This is a genomic window from Pseudoalteromonas sp. SWXJZ10B (genome assembly GCF_015864475.1).
Taxonomy (GTDB): Bacteria; Pseudomonadota; Gammaproteobacteria; order Enterobacterales; family Alteromonadaceae; genus Pseudoalteromonas; species Pseudoalteromonas arctica.
On the sequence record NZ_JADYXD010000001.1, the window covers coordinates 385922 to 405016 of the forward strand.

Below are 19095 nucleotides of genomic sequence, written 5' to 3' on the forward strand. Positions count from 1 at the left end.
ACATAAACTTAGTAGGTTGACCTTCAAGCTAACTTTAAGGTTATAGTTGTTTTAATGTCAATTTAATTAGCCAATAATTATGCGCAACCCTGTGTTTACCTCCTTTACCTTGCCAAGTGGTTTAGTATTAAAAAATCGTATTGCCAAAGCCGCTATGGAAGAAAACCTAGCACAAGAGGACCAAACACCCTCCCAAGCACTTAAAAACGTTTATAGCGCATGGGCTAAAGGCGGTACAGGGCTAATTATTACTGGCAATGTAATGGTTGATCATTTAGCGATGACAGGCCCTGGTGGCCTTGTGCTTGAGCAAAGTACCGATATTACTGCCTTTGCCGAGCTTGCTCGTTTATCAAAGCAAAATAATTGCAAAGTGGTGATGCAAATTAATCACCCTGGTAGGCAAGTATTTAAAAAAATGGGTGGAAAGGCTCTATCAGCGTCAAGTATTGCACTTAATATGGGTAAGCACTCGCACTTATTTGGCGTACCAAAGGCAATGACGCAAACCGACATTGACGATGTTATTACCCGCTTTACACAAACTGCACTACAAGCCGAAAAAGCCGGTTTTAATGGCGTACAAATACATGCAGCGCATGGCTATTTACTTGCCCAGTTTTTATCGCCACTTACCAATAAGCGCGACGATAAATGGGGGGGAAGTTTACAAAATAGAGCCCGTTTACTTCTCGAAATAACCCGCAGTATTAAAGCGGTTTGTTCCCCGACCTTTTCGGTTTCAGTAAAGTTAAACTCTGCAGATTTTCAACGTGGTGGGTTCGAACCCAGTGACGCGCAAGTTGTAGTGGATTTATTGAATGAACTCAATGTTGATTTTGTAGAGCTTTCGGGTGGTAGCTACGAAGCCCCTGCCATGCAAGGTAAAACAGGTGACGAACGCACACTTGCCCGCGAAGCATACTTTTTAGAGTTTGCAAAAGCGATTAGCCACCGCTCATCAATCCCAATAATGACCACCGGCGGCATTAGTCGCTTATCTATTGCCAACAACGTGATTGAAAGTGGAGTGGCCCTCGTGGGTATTGCCACTGCGCTTGCATACCAACCAAATTTACCAAACAAATGGCAAAATGAGCCACTGCAACTAGCCGTATTACCCAGTGTTACTTGGCAAGATAAAACCCTTGCAGGGCTTGCCACTATGGCACTGGTAAAAAGGCAAATACGCCGTTTAGGCCAAGGCAAACCTGTAAAAACAAACGCTTCACCAATATTTACTTTAATTAGCGACCAGCTACGTTCGGTTAAATTAACTAAGCGTTACCGCAATCGCTTTGCTAGAGAGATTAACTAAGCTTTGGTATTTACTCTTTTTATGTATTCCGGTTTTGTTTACTAATTTTTACACTTGAATAAATGTAACCATTTTTATGTTGTGTAAATGAGTATTAAGGCGTGCACCAATTTGGAAGTTTGCTTTTTTATCAAGCTATTAAAGTGCACTATTTTGTGCATATTAAAGTACTGTACGAGTAAAGAAAATAATCATTCTAAAATGTTAATTCAAGTGCGCGTTCAGCGTTTGTTAATTTAACCATCTTATTGAATCCATTGGTATTTATTGCTTTCCTCTCGCTTGAGTTTGGTTGGTATTTATACTAGTTTATAGCGTAGATATTTAACCTTACTCAAGGAGAATAGTTACATGGTATCTCGCAGAAATTTTATTAAAGCAGGCGCTGCTTTAAGTTTAGGCTCTATTTTTAGTGCTTCAGCTTTGGCTGAACAATTAAAAGTAAAAATGTCTAACGGCAGTGTTATGCAAACTAAAGGATCAATAGATAAAAGCGCTGCTCTGCCCACAAACGATGTTACTAACGCTAAGCATTACCGGCCTGAATCAAGAATGGGCTTAGGCGGTCTTGCCGCTGGGAATGGCTTTAATACTATATCAAGCGATGCAGAAATTTTAACAATGCTAAATGCAGCATGGGATTCTGGTATTCGTCATTTTGATACGTCACCTTTTTACGGCTTGAGTTTAAGTGAAAGGCGCTTCGGTGATTTACTTCGAAACAAAAAGCGTGAAGATTATGTTTTATCCTCAAAAGTAGGTCGCCTTCTTACCCCTTCAGCAGAGCCTCTAGAAAATAGTTGGCATTGGGCTGATCACTCACCTTTTCATTATAAATATGATTACTCTGCATCAGGTACGCGTCGTTCAATAGAAGACACGTTACATCGTATTGGTGTCGCCTCACTTGATATTGTTTATATTCACGATTTATCACCGCAAAATAGTGATATGGGAGATGATTGGCTTAAGTATTTTGATCAGGCTGCAAAAGGGGCTATTCCTGAGTTAACTAAAATGCGTGATGAAGGAATAATTAAAGGCTGGGGTTTTGGAGTAAATACACCTCATGCTATTTATAAAGCGCTTGATATGTCAGACCCTGATATTTGCTTACTAGCGCTGCAATATTCAATTTTAGATCATAAGCAGGCACTTGATAAAACCTTTCCTATGCTTGATAAACGAGGTGTTTCAGCAGTCATTGGTGCTCCGCTTAATGGTGGTTTTTTAGCCGGTCGTAACCGCTTTAATTATTCACCTAAAATTCCTGGGCCTATGCAGCAAAAGTTTAATGCAATAAGCGACATTGCATCTAAACATGGGATTGATATTAAAACAGCTGCACTGCAATTCGCAGAGGCACCTTCAACGGTATCCTCAATTATTCCTGGCGCACGCACGGCAGAGCAAATTAAAGCTAATGTAGCCTCAATGAAAGTTACCATACCAAGCGAATTTTGGAGTGAATTGAAATCTAAACAGCTTATTGCAGAAAACGCCCCCATACCCACATAACAAAATAGGTGTGCCATTTGCTTGGCACACCTAGTTATAGTCAGTGTGGTTTATTTTTAAGCAACGCTTAGTAGTAAGTACATTGATTGTTGGGCATTTGTATAAGCGCAGCTTGCTGGCGTTTAAAAACGAAGTTTTTAAACTTAGTTATTAGGTAGTCAAAAGCATTATTACGTGCCTATTACATATTACGCGTATCGGTATCATGCTGCGCTTCATCCTAGTGGTGAGAGCGTGTGGAACATATTGAAAGGGCTAAATATATAAAGCAAAAAGTTACTGTAAACCCCCATTACAGTTAGCCGGTAAATAGTACAAATAGTAAATTAGCACTACTTAGTCAATTGAGCAGTGCTAATTGGTTTAATTAAAAGCCACATTTACCGTTATTTATTGCCATTGCGCTTTTGCCAAAACGATCTCAATACTCCACAGCGTTGCTTTTATAAACTTAAAAATATCAAGCACATTGCGATTTATTAACCCATCTTTTGTAAGGTTGGTACTTATCGTACAACACATTAAAAATATACGTGTATATGAGTATAAAAACTAAAAAGCCAGCTTCTAATGCTGTAGCGGCTAGCCATGTAATATTTAAATACCAAGCAAGTATTGGCAGCGTTATTACTAACATACCCAGCTCAAAGCCACATGCATGCGTAATGCGGGTTACTAAACCTCGCTCGATTCGGTTATGCCCAACTATTTTATCAAACACTATGTTGTAAATGTAATTCCAAAGCATGGCGAAGATTGATAAACCAATACCTACTATTGCCATTTCTCCTGTTGCAAACCCACCAAAATAAGATGATGCAGGTACAACAAAAGATAATGCTATCATCTCAAATATTAGTGCCTGAAAAATACGTTCTGCTGTGTTCATATATAAATAACTTCTTAAGTTGATGACGATGGCTGTATTTTCATTCATTATAAAGATATGTGTTAGTTACTTAGTATCGGTAAAAGCGATATGTTTAGTATTGAACAGCTTCAAGCATTTGTGGCTACCGTTGAAGCTGGATCGTTTTCAGCTGCTGCGCGCGGTTTAAGTAAAGCGCAGTCGGTAATAAGCCAGCATATTATTAATTTAGAAATAGACTGTAATGCGACATTATTTGAGCGCACAGGGCGCTATCCAAAATCAACCGAAGCCGGTAAACAGTTACTACCCCAGGCTAAGGCCGTGCTTAATCAACACCAGCGATTAACAAACTCTGCATTAGCACTAAACGAAAAAACACCAACCGAAATCACTATCGCACTTGACGAAGGGATCCCGTTTAAAACTATCGCGAGTATTATTAGCAAGCTGCAAAGTAAGTATCCTTACGTATCGCTTGAGTTTTTAAGTGCATCCAGCCATGACATAATTGACATGCTAAACAGCGAAAAGCCTATAACGGGTATTATTTTTAGTGAATTAAATATACCGAGTTACTTAGACTATGAATGTATTGGATCAGTAAAATTTGATTTATATGTTGCTAAATTGCACCCTTTAGCGGGGATCAGATGTGAAAATATGGATGGCCTTCGGCTGCATCGACAACTTCTTCTTCGTTCTCGCAATACGCAAACAAGTAGCTTTCAGCTAAAAATTAGCCCAGAGATTTGGTATGCCGATAATTACTTTGTATTACTCGAGCTAGCAATACAAGGTAACGGGTGGTGCTTATTACCAAACCATGTAGCTGTAGATGCAGTACAAAGTGGTGAGCTGGTTAAACTTCCTCTTGAGTTTGAAGAAATGGGTTGGATGGCTAATGTTGATGTATTACAGCATCAGCAACACAGTAATCAAGAGGTGTTTAAAGTACTAAGAAGTTTACTACGGAATTTTTTAAAAATTTAGCTTTTATATAATGCCTGTTAGGCGGTTTACTTTTTATTACGCTAAATCCCAGTAAGGTGTATCGCCATAATAGCCACTTGCAAAATCAACAAACGCACGTACTTTACTGGGTAAAAACTGTCTGTTTGCATACACCATGTAAAGCCCCATCGGCTCGGGTTCATAGTCTTTTAAAATGCGCACTACTTTACCTTGAGCCAGTGCTTCCCCTGCTATAAATGTTGGCTGCATAGCAATACCACCACCCGCAATGGCTGTATTTAGTAGCAAATCACCATTGTTAGCCACAAAGTTACTTTCAAGCTTTAGCTCGCTTTTTAGCTCATTAACCCCAAATAATCGCTTTGTGGGCTCGCTGTGGGAATAGCGTAAATAATTATGTGACTGTAAATCTAAAAGCGTTTGTGGCGTGCCATGGCGTTCTAAATAGTCGGGTGATGCAAACACCGCTAGGTGTATAGGTGCAATTTTTTTAGCTATCAACGTTGAGTTTTTTAATACACCAATGCGCAGAGCAATATCAATACCCTGCTCTACTATATCTACATATTGGTCGGTGAGCCGTAAATCTAACTTTAAATTTGGATACTGCTTTTGAAAATCAACCAACAAAACTGCTAAATGCTTAGTACCAAACGACATAGGCGCACTAATACTAAGCACACCCGAGACATTTTCGCTTAAGTTGTTTAGTGAGTTTTCCATGTCTTCAATATCAATAATCACCTGCTGACAACGCTGATAATATTGATTTCCAGCCTCTGTAACACTTACTTTTCGCGTTGTACGGTGTAATAAACGCGTGCGTAGATTATCTTCCAGCGCAGAAATATATTTGCTGACTAACTGCGGCGAAATATCGAGTTTATCGGCCGCTTTTGAAAACGATCCTTCTTGCACAACGGCTAAAAAGGTCTTCATGGTGGTGAGCTTATCCATTTTTTAACAATACTTTGTTGATAATGTATAAATAAGTATCATATTTATCGTCAAATTAGAAACTTATATAGTGTTTATAACACGTCTATTTGTTTAAGGTTTTAGTATGACTCAGCCTGCTTTATTTATATCTCACGGCTCGCCAATGATGGCTGTTCAGCAATCGGCTACGTCAGATTTTCTTACATCATTAGCTCAAACGCTTAGTAAACCACGTGCTATTGTGGTTTTTTCTGCCCACTTTGATGAAGCGCACGATATAGTTATTACATCAGGAGATGCGCCGCATACTATTCACGACTTTTATAACTTCCCCAAGCCCCTATATGAAATTCAATACCCAGCACCAGGAGACCCTAAGCTTGCTAATACTATTAGTGAGCACTTTTACAAAGCGGGTATTAAAACGGTGCAAAGTGCAGATCAAGGGTGGGATCATGGTGTGTGGATCCCGCTGCGCTTAATGTACCCAGCAGCTAATATTCCCATTGTTCAGGTGTCTATTAACACGCGTTTAGGCGCTCAGGCGATGTATAAATACGGACAGTTACTTGCACCACTGCGCAGCGATAACGTATTAATTATTGGCTCCGGCGGTATTAGTCACAATCTACGTGAAATATTTAAAAGCCCTGCTACACCTAATCGTGTTCAAATGGTTAATGAGTTTACTCATTGGGTTGAGCAAAAGTTAATAGCGCAAAACACCCAAGCGTTACTTAACTATTTAAATGAAGCACCCTATGCTTTATTTAATCACCCTACCCAGGAGCACTTTTTACCTCTTTTTGCAGCGCTTGGAAGTAGTGACGGTAAAGCAAAAAAAATACATGAAGGTATAGAAATGGATATTTTGGCACTCGATGCTTATAAGTTTTATTAATTTGAGCGTTCGTTCAAATTAAGTTAAGCTGTAAGCAAGTACTCTAAAACCAACTTAATTTATTTTATTGCGGAGCAAACATGGCAACTACACTTGCATTTGACGTATACGGTACGCTAATAAACACTCACGGCGTACTGTCCTTACTCGACGACATGATTGGCGATAACGCCCAAGCATTTTCAAATACATGGCGCGAAAAGCAATTAGAGTATTCATTTAGACGTGGATTAATGCAAAATTATATTCTTTTCTCGCTATGTACAAAACACGCACTCGATTACGCCTGCTTAGCGCACAAAACCGAGCTAAGTGAAGATCAAAAGGGGCAACTGCTAGAGCTTTATAAAACGCTTCCTGCATTCGACGATGTAAAAGCAGGCCTTGAGCAATTAAAAGCAAAAGATTACCGTTTGTTTGCATTTTCAAACGGAGCTGCCGACGCAGTTCATACCTTATTAGAAACCGCTGGCATTAGTGAGCTTTTTGAAGGGGTAGTAAGTGCCGACGACGTTAAAACCTTTAAACCAAACCCAGGGGTTTATAGCCACTTTTTACGCGAAACCAATTCAACAGGCGCAAACACGTGGCTTGTATCAAGTAACCCGTTTGATGTAACCGGTGCCATATCGCACGGCATGCGCGCGGCGTGGATTCAACGATCTAAAGAATCTATTTTCGATCCGTGGGAAATACAGCCAAATACTATCGCAACCGACTTACTCGATTTAAAAGCAAAATTAGAAAGCGTTAACTAATTTTCTATTCCCCCTTTTGCTTATGGTATTAAGTGCCGTGGGTGTAAAGGGGGTTTACGTTTTAACTATTTACTCCCGCCTTTATTAGCTCAATCACTGTATTCATACGTTTTGCCAACGGCCTATTTCGGTGATGGCACACATAAATAGATTCACTAACCGGACATTCTAAATGATGTGTTTTTATAAGTTGTGGTTTATTGAATGCGCCAACAGCATGAGCAGGTAATACCGTAAAACCCAGCCCTAAGCTTACAGGTTCTAGTATCAAACTAATTTGGTTAGAAAATCCCGTACGTCTTATTTGGTCAATATGCTCAAACTCACTGTAGTTTTCGCTTAGTAGTAGCTGCGCATGATGGCTTGCATCGGGATGAGCAATAAACCCTAGCTCACACAGGGTTTGCCAATTAGGCATGTTTATACCTGCAGGCGTTACAAGTAGTAGTGGCTCTTGGCTTATTTTATGGCTGGTTAGTTCGCTAAATGTTGGAGCTTGAGTTAAAAACCCAATGTCGGCACTGTGGTTTGCTACAGCTTGTTCAACACTTACATTGGGCGCAAAGCGGTAATCAATAATTAGTTCTTTATGCTCAGATTGCAGTGCTAATAATTGATTATAAAACTTTAAACCACAACTGCCCGGAGATTGAATCTTTACCGCTCCGCTGTACGGCGAATCATCTTTTAATTGTTGTTCTAAAAATTGCCAATCTTTAAGAAGTAGGCTGCCCTGCTGATATAAGTTTTGGCCCTGAGGAGTAAGAGAAAACTGCTTACCATGGCGCTCAAGTAAAGCGCAGTTAACTTGCTGCTCTAGCTTTTTAATATGCTGACTTACGCCAGACTGGGTCATATAAAGGCGCTCAGCTGTTTGGGTAAAGTGATTTACTTCAACCAAAGTGCAAAAGGTGTTTAGCCATGTTGGATTTATCATTACAAAATGTACTCAAAATGATGATTAATGATAATTTTACTTAATATGTAGCGGTTCGTAAACTAACTCCATCAACTAGTCGTAAGACAAAATAAGTCACACGTTAAAGAGGAAGCATTATGAGTCATACATATCCACGTAGTTTTTCGCACATTGGTATTTCAGTACCCGACGTTGAAAAAGCCGTTGAGTTTTATACAAAGGTTATGGGTTGGTACACTATTATGGAACCTACTTTGATAACCGAAGATAAAAGCCCAATTGGTGAAATGTGTACAGAAGTGTTTGGTGAAAAATGGGAAAAATTCAAAATAGCACACCTATCTACAGGCGATCGTATTGGTGTCGAAATTTTTGAATTTAAAAACCAAGAAAACCCTAAAGACAACTTTGAATACTGGAAAACTGGTATTTTCCATTTTTGCGTTCAAGACCCTGATGTAGAAGGTTTAGCCGAGCGTATTGTGGAAGCTGGCGGTAAAAAACGTATGGAAGCCCCACGTTATTACTACCCAGGTGAAAAACCATACCGCATGATCTACATGGAAGACCCGTTTGGTAACATACTTGAGATTTACAGCCACAGCTACGAGCTAATTTACAGCGCAGGCGCTTACTAAATAGCACTTAGCTAAAAACAAAGACCGCAGTATTTATTACTGCGGTCTTTTTGTTTCAGTTATAGAGTTTTTAAATACACTTCACCGTCTTCTTATTCTCTATAACTTGTTTTTGCTTAGCTTGTGCAGCATGTTTTGCCCTGAGTTGAAAATATTATCAACCTCCAGAAAAACACTACCAATCGAACTGTGTCCTAGTGAATTTATGAACGACATAATGTATTTGTCAGGAACTTTTGCTCTTATCCACAAACAGGCTACATGTCAGTACCGCTGAGATTAAAAAACAAAACATTACGCTTAATGTAAATAATATAAAGTTTTCATTTTTTGATATAGCTGCTCCTTTAAGGAGTATTTCACCGCTATTAAGTGCATCTACTCCTACATAGATCATCAACGGAATTACAAAAAATGCATTGCTGAGCTTAATAAGTAAGTCCTTTGATGAAAGACTTACTAATTGAGAAGCATTATGCTCTTCCTCGTCTCTATTTAATAGTTCGGCTTTTAATAGCTCAAAGCGTTCAGGGTACAAAGCCCTATCAATAGACGTGATAGCTTCTTGCAATTCGGTTACAGAATATTCTGAATAATTTGGTTCCATCTATTAAACCTTCTCCAGTGCCTAACGCTTACATAAGCGGAAAAATATAGTTGACCAAAATGGTTTTAGGAACAAAAAAAAGCCAACTATAATTTTCATTTGATATTTACGTTAGGTTTTTTCAGTTAACTGTATATAAAACAAGTATATATAGATAATGGGCCAAAGTAAGAATATGGAAGCTACTAGTTTAAAGTGTCCATTTTCATATGAATGTGCTTGTGCTGAAAACCAACTTAATAAAGCTCCAATTACACATTAAATCTTAAGAATGTTACCAAACCAGTGTTCATTAAGGAAACTCATAAAACTGGTGTTTTGACTTGCAAATATAAATAACAAAAGAGCTGAGGTACCAAATAAGAGACAGCTTCTTGATTCTGAACATTTTAGTAAGAATAGGCTAAAACCATCTTCCATGTTTTCACTAAAAAGTGGATGCTTCATAGAACTCCATTTAACATCTAACAATTTTATAGGCCGCGAATCGAGCATACTTCTGCCGATGTCACGCTCATGTTTCTACTTTATACAGTTTTAACAAATTACCTAAGGCATTGCTATCAAAAGCTATTTAATATTTACAAGCAAAGTTAAGGCATATAAATGCGCGTTTCGCTCATTTCCTTGATTATGTAAGTAAGCAGCAGTTTGGCTGGCTTAATAGGTATTACAAGTATATGATATTGATAATTATTTGCATTAAAGGGTTTTAAAGGTGTGTATGAATAAGTCTATGTTAACTCTGGCGTTAGTTACGGGTTTGAGTGGTTGTAGCACAACAGCCACGGTGCCTGATAAAAGCTCATCGCTTTATTACTCAGCACTTTATAATGCACAAGCAAAGCCTGTTAGCTCTGTATCATTAGAGCCTATGCTATTAAATGCCGATGTGGTTTTAGTGGGTGAATTGCATACACATCCGGGCGTGCATTTATTTCAGGCTGAGTTATTTGAGCAATTAAGCAAAAGTAATAAACGCTCAGCCCTGTCGCTTGAGCAATTTAGCCGCGCGGATCAGCATACTTTAAACCAGTACGTTAAGAGTGAAATTGGTGAGCAATACTTAATTGATAACACCCAAGCGTGGCCTAACTACAAAAGTGATTACCGTGCGCTGGTAGAGCTGGCAAAAACGAACAATAGCGATGTAATAGCTGCAAATGCGCCTAAAAATATTGTTACGTGTATTGGCAGGCAAGGCATAAGTTACCTAAATAAACTTGATGAAACACAGCAGAGCTATATTGCAGCCACTATTGATACGTCTCCCAGTGATTACAAGCAACGTTTTATGACCTCAATGCACCACGGCTCGCCGAGTCAAAACGAGAATTATTATGCTGCGCAAGTTACATGGGATGAAACCATGGGGGAGTCTATCGTTAACTATTTAAATAATCATAAAGATACGCAGGTAATGCATATAGCGGGCGATTTTCATGTGAAAAATGGCGAAGGAATAGCGCGTATTATTAAGCGTTTAGCGCCGCAGCTTAAGGTTGTGTGGATATCGCCGGTAACGAGTGTGCAAGTTAATAAAAGTGGATATCAGTTGCAGGTTAACCCTTTGCCACCCCGTTATGTGCAAAAAGAACATCAACAAGCGGCTTTTAAAGCGTTAGCCAAACGAGGCGAGCAAACAGCTTGCTTATAAAATAACGACATAGTTAGTGAATCTCTTAACCAGGGCTCAGGTTAACTATGTCGTCATGTATTTAGTTTAGTTATTTCGGGCTTGGTTGGTTAGCTCAACCAGCGCTTTACGTACCTCTAACGGGCTGTTGCACTGGGTTTTAAAATTAATAAAGTAATTACGCTTTTGGCTTTGTATATAAAAACCAGTGGGTAATAAGCCGCTCATTATTGGGGTGTTATCAGCTACGCTGTAGTGCTGCATTAATATGAGCGACATCGCATCTTGATGGTCGTCGTTCATGTGATTAATCATGCTTTGCTGCTGGCTTTCGTCCCAACTCTTTGCCTCGTCTTGCCATTCGTTTTGTTCAAGCCAAAATATTTTTCCAAAGCCGCCAATGTAGCGCACACGTATTACGTCTAATTGCCATAATTGAAAGTCGTGCGCATTGCGATAGCTGGCGGCTTCGGGGTATAAGGCAATATAGTTATTAAGTAAAGTGTTTGCTTGCTCACTTGGCACAACAGATCCATCACCTACAAGCGTTACTCGCCCGTGCTCGTTTTGGTCGCCGTAGTCGGCGGCGTCAAATATAGTAAGGCTCATACGAGAGTCGTGCTTTAGATTTTTAGTGTGCTGGGCTATATCGCTAATAAAAAAGTAAACACGGCCTTGTTCGTCGCACATATAGGGGGTTACCGAGCCAAACGGGTAGCCGCGTAAATTGTTTGAAATAGTCGACATAACACCGGCATTGGTTTTGTAAACCAAGGTGCGTGCATCGTTTAATGCTTGCTCTCTCATAAAAACTCCTGACGTTGGGAAAAAACCATGGGTGCATCGTTATAAGGATGAGGATTTACGTGCAGTTTCATGGCGTACATTTGTTGTAAGTTTTGTTCAGTTAATACGGTGTTTATAGGCCCACTTTGCAGCACTTTTTTGTTGTGCAGTAAAATAGCGTCGGTTGCATAAAGGCTGGCTAAATTTAGGTCGTGTATTGCAATAATGGCACTGTTGCCCTGCTCTACAAAGGTTTTAACGCAGCTGAGCAGTGCATGTTGGTGGCGCATATCAAGTGCTGATGTAGGCTCGTCGAGCAGCATTAGTTTAGGCTCTGCCGATTGTGTAAAGGCATTAAGCTGCGCTAAAGTACGCGCCATATGAACACGTTGTTGCTCTCCGCCCGAAAGCGCACTTACGCGGCGAGTTAAGTAATGGCTTAAATCCATAATAGCGGCGTATTTATGTACTTTTTCGCTTTGCATTTTTAATGACTCTACATACGGGTAGCGGCCCATTGCAATAAGCTCAAATACAGTAAAATCAAACCCTACGTGGTTAGCTTGCATCATGACTGCGCGCTGTGTTGCAAGGCGTTTTTTAGCGTGTGAGGCTAAAGGCTTTGTATTAAAAAGTACACTGCCTGTAAAGGAATATATTCCTGCTAAGGTATGCAGTAAGGTTGATTTACCCGCGCCATTTTCACCAAGTAGTGCGACAAGCTGCCCTGCTTTAGCACTGCCGCTAATGGTGTTTAAAACGTTATGATTATCAAAGCCAACGCTTAAGTTATTAAACGTGATCATGACCAACCTCGCTTATTTTTAACGATTAAATAAATAAACAATGGCGCGCCCAATAGCGCGGTAATAATGCCAATGGGTAGCTCTGCTGGCATTATAACAATGCGTGCTAACCAGTCAGAAAGTAGCAATACCACTACGCCAATTAACATGCAAAGCGGCAGCATATTACGTAAATGCGGCCCTACCATTAAGCGAGCAATATGCGGGACTACCAAGCCAACAAACCCTATTAAACCGGTAAGCGCTACAACCGCACCTACTCCTAATGCAACGAGTATAATTACATATAATTTAAGTTTATTAGTGTCTACTCCTAGGTACTGAGCTTGTGACTCGCCAATCAGGAGTAAGTTCATTGGTTCTTTTAATCGCCAAAGGCCAATAAGGCTAATAAGCAGTAACGGCGCCGCTTGAATAATCGTGCTCCAGCTTGCCCCGCCTAATGATCCCATGGTCCAATAATTTATTAATCGCAATGCACTGTCGTCGGCAAAAAAGCTCAATAACCCAATAATCGCAAATGCTAACGCGTTAATAGCAACCCCGACTAATATAAGTGTGGTGATATTAATTTGCCCTTGCTGCTTGGCAATAAAATATACCAGCGAGGTAACACCAAGCGCTCCTAAAAACGAGGCATAAGGTAAGTACAGCTGCGCGTTAAAATTAAACTGCGCGCTAAGTGCTATAAACGCCACAGCAACCATAGCCGCACCTGCACTAATGCCAATAATAGATGGATCGGCTAATGGATTACGACACAGTGCTTGAGTTGCCGCCCCTGTTTGGGCAAGTATCAGCCCTACTAATACAGCAAGTACAAAACGTGGTAAGCGTATTTGCATTACTACATTAATTTGCAGTGCATCAAACTGATTAAAATACTCGGGCGCAAGCCAAGCAATGGCCAAACGCCAATCCCATCCTGCAGGGCCGTACCCTATGCTTAGTAGCGCCAAAGCAAAAATATACACAGAGGCTAATAGCATCCATTTATGGGTTGGGCTAAGCGTTATGCGCGTAAAGCGGCTCAATGTTAGGGTGTTCATAATTGGGTTTTATATTCGTTAAGCTCATTAATTGCTGTGGCAATACGCGGCGACATGCCAAGCGAAAGTAAGCTATCCATTACAAGTAAGTTACAGCTTTGCGCGGCTTTTAATAAGCGTAGCGGAGCTTGCTTACAAAAGGCTTGTTTACCACCAATGCTTTGCACAACATGCTTTGGCGCAACTAAAAAGTCGGGTTGATTTACAGCAAGTACTTCACTATTAATTGCTTTAAAGCCAGTATGCGTAGCGGCTATATTAGTAATGCCCGCATAGCTAAATAATAAATTAGGGACGGTTTCTTTCCCTGCGGCAACAAGCCCGCGCTCATTAGCTGAGAGTAAAAATAGCGCGCTGTGTGTTTGCGTTTTTGCTTTTACAGGTAATGAGTTTGTAATGTGCGTAATAAGTGACTGTGCTTTTTGCTTGGCGTTTAAGTCGGTACCAAGGCGTTTAATTAGATCAAGTAGCTCATTAACTGAGGTGGGCTTTTTATAATGAATTAGCTTAACCCCTGTTGCCTCAATTTGTTTAAGTGCTTGGCTTCGCCCTGCGCCTTCAAGCGCTAATAAGGTGGTTGGGCGCATTGAAAGTACGCCTTCTGCCGCTAAATCGCGGTAATAACCCACTTGTGGTAATTGCGTAGCTTGCTGCGGGTACATACTAGATTGATCAACTGCTACAAGGGTACTTTGTTTGCCCAGTGCATAAATTATTTCTGTAAGGGTGCCGCCAGCACTAATAACGCGCTCCTGTGCAAGTGCAGGTTGAGCGACTAAAGCAAACAATATAAATAGGTATTTCATTACAAACTCCGGCTTTTATTTTTCGGCTATTATAACCAGTTAAATCTAAATGAAAATGATTATCATAATTAATTGATCTTAATTTGACTTAGTTGTAACATCCTCGCCATAAATAATAACTATTATCATTTGGAGTTAAAGTGAACCCCTCTACATTTAAATTTACTGCTATAGCAACCTTATTACTCGGATCGGGCACTGCATTTGCCGAAAACATAATTGACGATCATATTGTTGTGAGTGGCTCGCGCTTTGAACAAAAGCTTAAAGATGTAACTGGCTCAGTTACTGTTATTACCGAGCAAGACATAGAGCGCCAGCTAGCTGTAGATTTACAAACTATGTTTAAATACGATTCAAGCATTGCAACCACAGGCAGTGGCGCAGGCGCGCAAACACTTACTGTACGTGGTGTTGGTGGTAACCGTGTTGTATTTATAAAAGATGGCCGACGTACCAACGATGGCTATGCAGGCGGAGGGGGTTATTTAGTTGGCCGTAATTACTTTGATGTAGCAGGCGTAAAACAAGTAGAAGTAGCCAAAGGTGCTGCATCGTCTTTATATGGCTCTGATGCACTCGGTGGCATTGTGGTTATAACCACTAAAGATCCAAGCGATTACTTAAAAGATAACAGCAGCTTTGTAAAAATGGCGCTAGGGTATCAAGGCCAAAGCAACCAAATTGCCGCTGATATTACCGCTGCAAAAGACTTAGGTGACTTTGCAGTAAGCGCCGTTTATAGCCACCGCGACAGCGAAGAAGTACAAAACTATGACGAAAACCTACCCGGCTACGATGCAAAGTCGGATGCTTTATTAGTTAAATTTGAGCAACAGCTTGATGAAAAACGCACACTTAAATACACCCTTGATTACTTTAATCAAACAATTGAGCAAGTAATAACTCCCGCCATTCAAGAAACCGAAGAAGACGACACTAATTGGTCACTGGCGCTAGATTATCATTCAGAGGTAGCTACAGCTGCGTTCGATAAGTGGTATGGGCAAGTGTCTTATAGTAGCTACGAGCAACAAAGTGATCAAATTAGTGGCGCAAGCACCTACACCGATTATAACGACTATCGTTTTGAGCAAAATATTTTAGGTTTAAAAGCGGTATTTAATAAAGGATTTAACGCAGAGAGTGCCGATCACGAAGTGGTATACGGGATTGATATCGATTTATACGACACCACTCGGCCACGTTTAAAAACGCGTGTTTTAGCTGATGGCACCGTTGATTTTACAGACCAAAAACAAAAAGCGTTTCCGGGGGCTGACACCTCTTTAATTGGCGCCTATGTACAAGACAGTATTTCGTTTAAAAACAGTGCCTGGTCGGTTATTGCAGGCGTGCGATATGATTACTACACCCTAGAAGCTAAAAGTGATGAGCTATACGCCGATGCGCAGCTTGATGATATTACCGAATCTGCTTTTTCGCCTAAGCTAGGTGTAATATATCAAGTGGATGATAACTTGTCGTGGTATGGGCAATACGTACGAGGTTTTAAAATACCACCACACGACCAAGCCTATCAAAGCCACGGCGTTGAGCCGTTTTATCAAATATTACCAAACGCCGATTTAGACCCTGAAAGCAGTGATTCGTTTGAGCTTGGGCTAAGATACGCCAGCAGCGATATTAGCGTAAACTTAAGTGCTTTTTATGCAGCATTCGATGATTTTATTGAAACCGCCGTAGTGGGTGTTGAGCCAACGTACATTCCTGGCGTAAACAAAACTTTGTATCAATATCAAAATATTAGCGAAACACAAATAAGCGGTGTAGAAGCCGGAATTGCCATGTATGTCGCTGAAAATATATTACTTGAGGCAAACTTGGCCTACGTTGATGGTGAAAACAAAGAAACCGATCAGCCACTTACCAGCATTAGCCCGTTAAATGGCTCAATATTGTTAAGTACAGAGCTGGGTAATATTAACTGGAACGCTGCGTTGCGTTTAGCTAAATCGCAATCGGATGTAGTACTTGATGCAAACGATGATAAAACTACGCAAGGGCATAGCTACGGCGTTGTTGATTTATACGCAAACTACGAATGGCAAGCGTGGCAGCTAAATGTAGGTGTACTTAACTTGCTCGATAAAGAATATGTACCTTTTGAGTTGATTGCAGGTCAATCGCAAAGTGCTGATTTTAGCCAATACACCCAACCTGGGCGTAACTTTTCAGCAAGGGTAAGCTATCAGTTTTAATTAGGGCTAAACAAATGGCAATAAACGCTGCATGGGTATGCAGCGTTTATTGCACATATTTACTCAAGTCAAATTACTTAATGGTGAGTATACTCAGGTAAAGGGTTTTTAAATAGCTGGGGGCGTTTTTAAAACATGCCGTTAGTTTACTTGCAAGCGTTGTATTTATTGCGCTGTCGCACTCTAATTCCCCGTTATACTTCCCCCTAGTAAGCGGCACTAAGCTTAACGATTACTTTGTATTTTATGAATTACCAAGCCTTGTTGCTGCGTTAGTTTTACTAATGAAAATGCATTTTTTGTGTTTTATTTGTCGTTAGCTTTTCAACATATAACGGATTTTAAAAGGTTAGTTTGGTAGTAAAACTGCTTTGGCATTAGCGTATTTACCAAATTTTGTGATTGACGATTTAGGGCTTACAAAAATAACTGTAAAGGGGGTTAACAGTCACTATAGCAAAGGCATAGTAATGATTTACAAGCCATCAAAAGCAGATGGCTGGCTTAATAAACTCTCTGTAAAGTATTTATCAATTTAAAGTAATACAGTGTATTACTTAACTAAGCTGCGCTTAGCTAATATCGGCCACTACGCATCGGTTACGACCATGCTCTTTAGCATGGTATAGCGCCTTATCGGCACATTTATATACTTGGGTAATATCAGTACTATGCTCAGGCCAGGTCGCAATACCTATAGAAATAGTGATTTTTCCTATGGTGTTTATTTCTGTCGATTCTACTGTTTTACGTAAACGCTCTGCTATTTTATAGGCACTTTGGCTGTTTTCATTTGGTAGCACAAGAACAAATTCTTCACCGCCGATTCTTGATACTATGTCGTCTCTTCTTGATAGTTTTTTAATTATATTTGTTAGCGAAACTAAAGTTTCGTCGCCTTTATCATGTCCAAAAGTATCGTTAACACGTTTAAAAAAGTCGATATCAATTTCTAATATAGCGAATGGGGTTTGCTTTAGCATAAGCTGGTTAAGTAGGCCGTTTAAGCTTCTTCTGTTATGCGTATCTGTTAAGGGATCTGTTTGTGAGTCATGGCGTAGCACACCTATTTGTGCTTGTAATAAAGTAACCTCTCTTAACATCGCTAACTTCAGTTTTTGACTTTCAAAATACCACGACTTCACGCTTTTAAGTTTCTCTAAGCTTTTTGGATCATCGAGTGTATTTGCGTTATCGGCTAATCGCTTTAGCGGCCTTGCTATAAAGTGTGCGAATAAACCAATAAAAATAAATGTGACTAATGCCATAGGTATTGTTTGTTTAATGACTTCAATAGTTAATGTATCTAGCGAAGAGAGCGTTGATTCTAATGGTCTTTGCGCCACTATTCCCCATTTAGATAAAGTAATGGGTGCGTAGCCTGCGAGCATCGGCTTATTTAAGCTATTAATAACCGTTGAAGTGCCTATTTCGCCATCTATAACAGCGTCAATCACAGCATTGTTAGCAATAACGTTGCCGATTCTGGCAGGTTCTGGGTGATATAAAATGCGCTTATTTGAGCTAACAACATAAAGGTACGAACCACCTTTGTAGTAATGTTGTTCTAAAAGCTCATTTAAAATATTTTTCTCTTTTAAATAAAGAGAGCCCCCAATATAACCTAAATACTTATCTTCAGAATCAAATAGCGGGTGCGAAATAAAAACAATTAAATTATCAGCTGCCGATAAATAAGGCTCACTAATTAATGGGCGTTTTTCTTTTAGTGCTTCTATTGCTCCTGGAGACTGTATTTGTTGGCCTATTAAACTTTCAAAGTGAGGCGACGTCGCTGCAACTACACCATGTAAATTAATCACAACAGAGTTAAAGCTATCCGTTTGATGATTTAAACGAATGGCTTCATCGTTTAATAATTTGGAGTTATTTGGTGATTGCTCAATAATTTTAGCTGAGTATTCAAGCTGCTGAAGCGCAGACTTTAAAAAGTTATCAGTTGCGGAGGCTAATTTTTGTGCATAGGCTAAATTACTTTTTAGCGTATATGATGTTAACTGCTCTTTTTGAACCTGATAGGTAGAATAAAAACTCCCTACCAATGTGCTCAGTGCTGCAGAGAATGCGAGTAGCAATATAAGAAATCTTAAATTTAAAGCGGGTAGTAATTTATATAGCAAAGCTGCATCCCAAAGCACTCAAATTCAGCGCGTATTATACGAAGTTAAGTATTATACCCGTTTAAGTGTTTTTAATTAAGTTGGTTTGTCTAATTTAGCGACTATGCGTTAGGGTATGGCGTGATAAATAATATATTCCAGCATTGCCATTTTTTATCCTTTAATCAGTAAAACTCTAGCCAACTAAGTGAACGCACCGAGGTTGTTT

Annotated in this window: 17 protein-coding genes; 8 read left to right on the top strand and 9 right to left on the bottom strand. The window is 39.8% G+C overall.

Annotated features, from left to right (window positions below):
• The first annotated feature begins 79 nt into the window (after positions 1-79).
• Positions 80-1318 (top strand): NADH:flavin oxidoreductase/NADH oxidase family protein, encoded by a 1239-nt coding sequence (locus I6F54_RS01695; protein WP_165739554.1) that lies wholly within the window; start codon positions 80-82, stop codon positions 1316-1318.
• Between the two features lie 351 nt (positions 1319-1669).
• A complete protein-coding gene (locus I6F54_RS01700) occupies positions 1670-2836 on the top strand; it encodes an aldo/keto reductase (RefSeq protein ID WP_197139434.1) in 1167 nt (388 codons plus the stop codon).
• Positions 2837-3296: 460 nt separating this feature from the next.
• On the opposite strand, the gene I6F54_RS01705 is transcribed toward I6F54_RS01700, so the two are convergent.
• Entirely contained in the window at positions 3297-3725 is a 429-nt protein-coding gene (locus tag I6F54_RS01705; RefSeq protein WP_165739558.1) for a PACE efflux transporter, read from the bottom strand.
• Positions 3726-3815: 90 nt separating this feature from the next.
• Between I6F54_RS01705 and I6F54_RS01710 the strand changes: the two genes are divergently transcribed.
• Positions 3816-4697: a LysR family transcriptional regulator gene (locus I6F54_RS01710; RefSeq protein ID WP_197139435.1), complete on the top strand. Its 882-nt coding sequence runs from the start codon at positions 3816-3818 to the stop codon at positions 4695-4697.
• A 36-nt stretch (positions 4698-4733) separates the two neighbouring features.
• Here I6F54_RS01710 and I6F54_RS01715 read toward each other — a convergent pair whose 3' ends face one another.
• Positions 4734-5636: a LysR family transcriptional regulator gene (locus I6F54_RS01715; protein ID WP_197139436.1), complete on the bottom strand. Its 903-nt coding sequence runs from the start codon at positions 5634-5636 to the stop codon at positions 4734-4736.
• Positions 5637-5742: 106 nt separating this feature from the next.
• On the opposite strand from I6F54_RS01715, the gene I6F54_RS01720 reads away from it, so the two are divergent.
• Both I6F54_RS01720 and I6F54_RS01725 read left to right on the top strand, forming a co-directional pair.
• The gene (locus I6F54_RS01720; RefSeq protein WP_197139437.1) at positions 5743-6519 is read left to right on the top strand and encodes a DODA-type extradiol aromatic ring-opening family dioxygenase; all 777 of its coding nucleotides are present in this window, start codon (positions 5743-5745) and stop codon (positions 6517-6519) included.
• A gap of 80 nt (positions 6520-6599) precedes the next feature.
• A complete protein-coding gene (locus I6F54_RS01725; protein WP_197139438.1) occupies positions 6600-7277 on the top strand; it encodes a haloacid dehalogenase type II in 678 nt (225 codons plus the stop codon).
• A gap of 61 nt (positions 7278-7338) precedes the next feature.
• On the opposite strand, the gene I6F54_RS01730 is transcribed toward I6F54_RS01725, so the two are convergent.
• Positions 7339-8214 carry a LysR family transcriptional regulator gene (locus I6F54_RS01730; protein WP_121954817.1) on the bottom strand — a complete coding sequence of 292 codons (876 nt, stop codon included), beginning with the start codon at positions 8212-8214 and terminating at the stop codon, positions 7339-7341.
• A 119-nt stretch (positions 8215-8333) separates the two neighbouring features.
• On the opposite strand from I6F54_RS01730, the gene I6F54_RS01735 reads away from it, so the two are divergent.
• The gene (locus tag I6F54_RS01735) at positions 8334-8834 is read left to right on the top strand and encodes a lactoylglutathione lyase family protein (protein WP_002959229.1); all 501 of its coding nucleotides are present in this window, start codon (positions 8334-8336) and stop codon (positions 8832-8834) included.
• A 226-nt stretch (positions 8835-9060) separates the two neighbouring features.
• Here I6F54_RS01735 and I6F54_RS01740 read toward each other — a convergent pair whose 3' ends face one another.
• Positions 9061-9441: a hypothetical protein gene (locus I6F54_RS01740; protein ID WP_101163553.1), complete on the bottom strand. Its 381-nt coding sequence runs from the start codon at positions 9439-9441 to the stop codon at positions 9061-9063.
• Positions 9442-10165: 724 nt separating this feature from the next.
• Here I6F54_RS01740 and I6F54_RS01745 point away from each other — a divergent pair.
• On the top strand, positions 10166-11098 hold the full coding sequence (locus I6F54_RS01745) for a ChaN family lipoprotein (RefSeq protein ID WP_197139439.1): 933 nt from the start codon (positions 10166-10168) through the stop codon (positions 11096-11098).
• A gap of 66 nt (positions 11099-11164) precedes the next feature.
• Here I6F54_RS01745 and I6F54_RS01750 read toward each other — a convergent pair whose 3' ends face one another.
• From I6F54_RS01750 to I6F54_RS01765, 4 genes are read right to left on the bottom strand one after another with little or no spacing between them, the layout of a single operon-like run.
• Complete coding sequence (locus I6F54_RS01750) at positions 11165-11884, bottom strand: HugZ family pyridoxamine 5'-phosphate oxidase (protein WP_197139440.1); 720 nt, start codon at positions 11882-11884, stop codon at positions 11165-11167.
• The gene (locus I6F54_RS01755; RefSeq protein WP_197139441.1) at positions 11881-12669 is read right to left on the bottom strand and encodes a heme ABC transporter ATP-binding protein; all 789 of its coding nucleotides are present in this window, start codon (positions 12667-12669) and stop codon (positions 11881-11883) included. Before I6F54_RS01755 ends, I6F54_RS01750 begins: the two co-directional genes overlap by 4 nt.
• Positions 12666-13718 (bottom strand): FecCD family ABC transporter permease, encoded by a 1053-nt coding sequence (locus I6F54_RS01760; RefSeq protein WP_197139442.1) that lies wholly within the window; start codon positions 13716-13718, stop codon positions 12666-12668. Before I6F54_RS01760 ends, I6F54_RS01755 begins: the two co-directional genes overlap by 4 nt.
• Positions 13715-14524 (bottom strand): heme/hemin ABC transporter substrate-binding protein, encoded by an 810-nt coding sequence (locus I6F54_RS01765; RefSeq protein WP_197139443.1) that lies wholly within the window; start codon positions 14522-14524, stop codon positions 13715-13717. Before I6F54_RS01765 ends, I6F54_RS01760 begins: the two co-directional genes overlap by 4 nt.
• Positions 14525-14664: 140 nt before the next feature.
• Here I6F54_RS01765 and I6F54_RS01770 point away from each other — a divergent pair, with 140 nt between their 5' ends.
• Complete coding sequence (locus I6F54_RS01770) at positions 14665-16746, top strand: TonB-dependent hemoglobin/transferrin/lactoferrin family receptor (RefSeq protein ID WP_197139444.1); 2082 nt, start codon at positions 14665-14667, stop codon at positions 16744-16746.
• Between the two features lie 572 nt (positions 16747-17318).
• Here I6F54_RS01770 and I6F54_RS01775 read toward each other — a convergent pair.
• Entirely contained in the window at positions 17319-18842 is a 1524-nt protein-coding gene (locus I6F54_RS01775) for a sensor domain-containing diguanylate cyclase (RefSeq protein ID WP_197139445.1), read from the bottom strand.
• Positions 18843-19095: the final 253 nt, after the last annotated feature.